The organism is Holdemanella sp. (assembly GCF_056804935.1).
Map to the genome: position 1 here is coordinate 1 of NZ_DBMEXE010000162.1, position 3,685 is coordinate 3,685.

At 35.6% G+C, this 3,685-nt stretch carries 4 protein-coding genes; 2 read left to right on the forward strand and 2 right to left on the reverse strand.

Annotation, left to right across the window (positions count from 1 at the left end):
* Nucleotides 1-221 precede the first annotated feature (221 nt).
* Nucleotides 222-437, reverse strand: coding sequence for a hypothetical protein (locus tag ACZQCL_RS07390; RefSeq protein WP_482482517.1), 216 nt, complete (start codon nt 435-437; stop codon nt 222-224).
* A 304-nt stretch (nt 438-741) separates the two neighbouring features.
* Here ACZQCL_RS07390 and ACZQCL_RS07395 point away from each other — a divergent pair, with 304 nt between their 5' ends.
* Nucleotides 742-1,305 (forward strand): TetR/AcrR family transcriptional regulator, encoded by a 564-nt coding sequence (locus ACZQCL_RS07395; RefSeq protein WP_482482519.1) that lies wholly within the window; start codon nt 742-744, stop codon nt 1,303-1,305.
* 91 nt (nt 1,306-1,396) lie between these two features.
* Nucleotides 1,397-3,358 (forward strand): oleate hydratase, encoded by a 1,962-nt coding sequence (locus ACZQCL_RS07400; protein WP_227993061.1) that lies wholly within the window; start codon nt 1,397-1,399, stop codon nt 3,356-3,358.
* A gap of 36 nt (nt 3,359-3,394) precedes the next feature.
* Here ACZQCL_RS07400 and ACZQCL_RS07405 read toward each other — a convergent pair whose 3' ends face one another.
* Complete coding sequence (locus ACZQCL_RS07405; protein WP_147487099.1) at nt 3,395-3,589, reverse strand: hypothetical protein; 195 nt, start codon at nt 3,587-3,589, stop codon at nt 3,395-3,397.
* Nucleotides 3,590-3,685 lie beyond the last annotated feature (96 nt).

A 3,685-nucleotide genomic window follows, 5' to 3' on the forward strand; every position in this document is an offset into this window, starting at 1 on the left:
AGAATACATCCCCGAACTTCTGGAATGAATAATTCGTAGTTCTCTTTTGCATATAAGTAAATCTCCTTAGTTTTATGTCCTTATTATTTTTTGTTCTTTTTAGTTGTGAAAGTTATTTATCTACTAAAAAGTATAAACCCAAACAGTTTATTCGTAAAGTATTTTTCTGCAAACAAAAATGCCTTATTCATCATAAAGCATGATAAATAAAGCATATTTTATTATCTCATTTTTTCAATTGCCGGAACAATAATTTTATTGATTATCCTATAATTTGTCGTTCTTTCATCCCCATAATAGTATTCTTTAAATTCATCTAACGACAGACTCACTATTGCGACCAAAGACATTTTCCTATTAGCCCGCTTCCATATTTCATATTCATATGTATCCCAATCCGGCTTATTCAGAATAATATCATATGCTATATCATTCATACAAAAGCGAAAACAATCCAAGAAAGACACACCCATTTGCGATTCATCTACTGATATATACATAGTATCCATACCTCACTCTTGTATTATATCACTTCCCAAAATTTCACAAAATGTTTTGATTAAATTAACGAATGATAAGATTATAGTATAAGTGTGCTTGCAAGAAGCACATCTACAATATTCAAAGGGCCCTATTACAGCTAGGGCAAGGCAAAATTCTGTTTGTTACAGCCACTCAGAATTTAATGTTCATGGTCTCCTAAGAATTGACGGGAGACCCTTTTTTTATTATTATTTTTGTATGTCAAACCTAACTAAACTTGCCCTAGAGCAATCCCTAAAAAGATTCTTATTAAAGAAACCATTGGATAGGATTACCATCAAAGATCTAACGGACGATGTTGGCATTTCAAGAATGTCTTTCTACTATCACTTTAAAGATATTTATGACCTTGTTGAATGGTCTTGTATTTATGATGCCACAAATGCACTAAAAGGAAATAAGACCTACGACACTTGGCAAGAAGGTCTCACATCCATTTTTGAAGCCGTTCTTCAAAATAAGCCATTCATATTGAATGTGTATCACACTACAACACAAGATAGTATCGAAAGATTTTTGTTCACAACCGTACACGACCTTATTTTAGGGGTTGTTAGAGAAAAGGCTCAAGGCACCAACATTTCAGAAGAACAAATCCAATTCATTGCCGATTTCTATAAATATAGCTTTGTAGGCATTATGCTCGACTGGATCGGCAAAGGCATGAATGAAGATTATAATGAAATCGTCTATAATATGGTCAACACTTTGCATGGTTCTATCGCAAATTCCATTTCAAACTTTACAAATGAAGCAAAATGATAAAAAAATTATCATCTTGCTTTTTTTGTTTATGGTTTTTTATTTTGATTCTCACTATTATGTAGCCATAAAGAAAAAGGAGGACATGTATATGTCAAAGAATACTGTAAAATTAGGCATTGCAGGCCTTACTGCTGCAGCTACAGGTGCTGCTTTATTTACCGCCAAAAAAGTGAACGATAAAAAGAAAGAAGAAGAAAAGACATCTACAAGTGAATATCGTAATACAGAAAGAGGAAAATACGAAAAGAACTCTAAAGGTATTTACTACACAAACGGAAACTACGAAGCATTTGCCCGCCCAGAAAAGCCAGCTGGCGTTGATAATAAGAATGCATATATCGTAGGTAGTGGACTTGCTGCACTAGCGGCTGCTTGCTTCTTAGTTCGTGATGGACAAATGCCAGGAAAAAACATCCACGTATTAGAAGCAATGGATATTGCTGGAGGTGCATGTGATGGAATCTATGATCCTACTCGTGGATATGTCATGAGAGGTGGACGTGAAATGGAAAACCACTTCGAATGTTTATGGGATTTATTCAGAAGCATTCCTTCCTTAGAAATTGAAGGGGCTAGTGTTCTAGACGAATACTATTGGTTAAATAAGCATGATCCTAACTACTCATTGTGTCGTGCAACAATCAATCAGGGAAAAGATGCGCATACAGATGGTAAGTTTGACTTAAGTACAAAGGGTGCTATGGAAATCGCAAAATTATTCATGACACCAGACGAAGACTTATATGATAAGACAATTGAAGATGTATTTGATGAAGAAGTATTCGATTCAACATTCTGGATGTATTGGAGAAGTATGTTTGCGTTTGAAAACTGGCACTCTGCATTAGAAATGAAATTATACTTCCAAAGATTCATTCACCACATTTCAGGACTTCCTGATTTCAGCGCCTTAAAATTCACAAGATACAACCAATATGAATCATTGATTCTTCCTATGCAAAAATATCTAGAAGCTCATGGCGTAGACTTCCAATTCAATACAGAAGTCACAAATGTTGAGTTTGAATTTGTAGGTGACAAAAAAATTGCGAAGACAATCGAATGCAAAGTCAACGGAACCGAAACCGGCATTGTATTAACTGAAAACGATTTAGTATTCGTGACAAACGGAAGCTGTACAGAAGGAACAATCTACGGAGATCAAGACCATGCGCCTAATGGAGATGCTGAAGTAAGAACAAGTGGATGCTGGAGCTTATGGAAAAATATCGCAAAACAAGATCCAAGCTTTGGCCATCCAGAAAAATTCTGTTCAGACATTTCAAAGACAAACTGGGAATCTGCCACAGTCACAACATTAGATGATAAGATTATTCCTTATATCACAAATATTTGTAAACGTGATCCTCGCAGCGGAAAAACAGTTACTGGAGGTATTGTCACTTGTAGAGATTCAAGCTGGTTAATGAGCTGGACAATCAATCGTCAAGGACAATTCAAGAACCAAGATCCAAACAAAGTATGCGTTTGGGTATATGGACTATTCACAGATGTTGATGGTGACTACATTAAAAAGCCAATGAGAGAATGTACTGGTAAAGAAATTACGGAAGAATGGCTATATCACTTGGGTGTTCCAACGGATCAAATTGAAGAATTAGCTACAAATTCAGCACGATGCGTACCTACAATGATGCCATACATCACTGCCTTCTTCATGCCACGTACAAAAGGTGATCGTCCAGACGTAATTCCTGATGGATGCGTAAACTTCGCCTTCTTAGGACAATTTGCCGACACACCAAGAGACACAGTCTTTACAACTGAATATTCAGTACGTACCGCAATGGAAGCTGTATATGGACTATTGGGTGTTGATCGTGGTGTTCCAGAAGTTTGGGGCAGCGTATATGATGTACGTGAATTATTAGATTCAAGCGTTAAATTAATGGATGGTAAATCGCCACTTGAAATCAACCTTGGACCTTTAAACGTATTCAAAAAACCAATTCTTAAGGCAATCAAGGGTACTGTAATTGAAAAACTATTAAAAGATCACGATGTGATTAAAAGCAATATGAAATACTAGAAATGAAAAGGAAGAAAGCACTATACTTTCTTCCTTTTACATATCTAGCCAAATTTTAAGTCCCGTTGTATCCGCTCTACCCGATACAAAGGTTACTTCTACATTATGATATTTTTCACACTCTTTACGAATATCCTTTACTTGGCCTTCTAATACAACTTCATTTTTTTGATTATATAATATTATTTTTGTCTCTGGATAAAACAGCTTCATACATTCATGAAAATTCATAAGTAAATTTATCTCCTTCTCTAAAATAAACAGTTGGAGATAAACTCCTCTAAGAACCGTACGTGCAGTTTTCCCGCATACGGCTCCCCACTGTTA

What these genes read in the sequence shown, in the direction of transcription:
- ACZQCL_RS07395 (WP_482482519.1), top strand. Translation starts at nt 742, where the DNA reads ATGTCAAACCTAACTAAACTTGCCCTAGAGCAATCCCTAAAAAGATTC.
- ACZQCL_RS07400 (WP_227993061.1), top strand. Translation starts at nt 1,397, where the DNA reads ATGTCAAAGAATACTGTAAAATTAGGCATTGCAGGCCTTACTGCTGCA.
- ACZQCL_RS07390 (WP_482482517.1), bottom strand. Translation starts at nt 437, where the DNA reads ATGAATGATATAGCATATGATATTATTCTGAATAAGCCGGATTGGGAT.
- ACZQCL_RS07405 (WP_147487099.1), bottom strand. Translation starts at nt 3,589, where the DNA reads ATGAATTTTCATGAATGTATGAAGCTGTTTTATCCAGAGACAAAAATA.